1 rRNA gene is annotated in these 1,713 nt (G+C 51.4%); it reads left to right on the forward strand.

Annotated elements, in window-relative coordinates:
- The first annotated feature begins 69 nt into the window (after positions 1–69).
- Positions 70–1,646: ribosomal RNA gene (locus tag EKM85_RS11360) — 16S ribosomal RNA — on the forward strand.
- The last annotated feature ends 67 nt before the right edge of the window (positions 1,647–1,713 follow it).

Below are 1,713 nucleotides of genomic sequence, written 5' to 3' on the forward strand. Positions count from 1 at the left end.
GTTGAAAAGAATTAAGTACATGAGCGAAGTCAATTCGCAAACAACAAATCGAGCTATTCAAATAACTCATTATATGAGAGTTTGATCCTGGCTCAGGATGAACGCTGGCGGCGTGCCTAATACATGCAAGTCGAACGAGGTTTTGACAATTGATCAAGGTGCTTGCACCGAGAGATTTTGTTAACACCGAGTGGCGGACGGGTGAGTAACACGTGGGTAACCTGCCCTTAAGCGGGGGATAACATTTGGAAACAGATGCTAATACCGCATAAACCCAAGAACCACATGGTTCTTGGTTGAAAGGCGGCTTTCGAGCTGTCACTTAAGGATGGACCCGCGGCGTATTAGCTAGTTGGTAAGGTAACGGCTTACCAAGGCGATGATACGTAGCCGAACTGAGAGGTTGATCGGCCACAATGGGACTGAGACACGGCCCATACTCCTACGGGAGGCAGCAGTAGGGAATCTTCCACAATGGACGCAAGTCTGATGGAGCAACGCCGCGTGAGTGAAGAAGGCTTTCGGGTCGTAAAACTCTGTTGTTGGAGAAGAACACTAGTGAGAGTAACTGTTCATTAGTTGACGGTATCCAACCAGAAAGCCACGGCTAACTACGTGCCAGCAGCCGCGGTAATACGTAGGTGGCAAGCGTTATCCGGATTTATTGGGCGTAAAGCGAGCGCAGGCGGTTTCTTAAGTCTGATGTGAAAGCCTTCGGCTTAACCGAAGAAGTGCATCGGAAACTGGGGAACTTGAGTGCAGAAGAGGACAGTGGAACTCCATGTGTAGCGGTGAAATGCGTAGATATATGGAAGAACACCAGTGGCGAAGGCGGCTGTCTGGTCTGTAACTGACGCTGAGGCTCGAAAGCATGGGTAGCGAACAGGATTAGATACCCTGGTAGTCCATGCCGTAAACGATGAATGCTAGGTGTTGGAGGGTTTCCGCCCTTCAGTGCCGCAGCTAACGCATTAAGCATTCCGCCTGGGGAGTACGACCGCAAGGTTGAAACTCAAAGGAATTGACGGGGGCCCGCACAAGCGGTGGAGCATGTGGTTTAATTCGACGCAACGCGAAGAACCTTACCAGGTCTTGACATCCTATGCCAACCTGAGAGATCAGGCGTTCCCTTCGGGGACATAGTGACAGGTGGTGCATGGTTGTCGTCAGCTCGTGTCGTGAGATGTTGGGTTAAGTCCCGCAACGAGCGCAACCCTTATGACTAGTTGCCAGCATTCAGTTGGGCACTCTAGTAAGACTGCCGGTGACAAACCGGAGGAAGGTGGGGACGACGTCAAATCATCATGCCCCTTATGACCTGGGCTACACACGTGCTACAATGGCCGGTACAACGAGTTGCGAACCCGCGAGGGTAAGCTAATCTCTTAAAGCCGGTCTCAGTTCGGACTGCAGGCTGCAACTCGCCTGCACGAAGTCGGAATCGCTAGTAATCGCGGATCAGCATGCCGCGGTGAATACGTTCCCGGGCCTTGTACACACCGCCCGTCACACCATGAGAGTTTGTAACACCCGAAGCCGGTGGGGTAACCTCTATGAGGAGCTAGCCGTCTAAGGTGGGACAGATGATTAGGGTGAAGTCGTAACAAGGTAGCCGTAGGAGAACCTGCGGCTGGATCACCTCCTTTCTAAGGAAATGATGCGAAAGCATCAACGGAAACCTATCACATGAAACTTTGTTTAGTTTTGAGAGGA

Origin of the sequence: Lacticaseibacillus jixianensis, from assembly GCF_003946485.1 — a bacterium.
In the GTDB taxonomy this organism is placed as follows: Bacteria; Bacillota; Bacilli; order Lactobacillales; family Lactobacillaceae; genus Lacticaseibacillus; species Lacticaseibacillus jixianensis.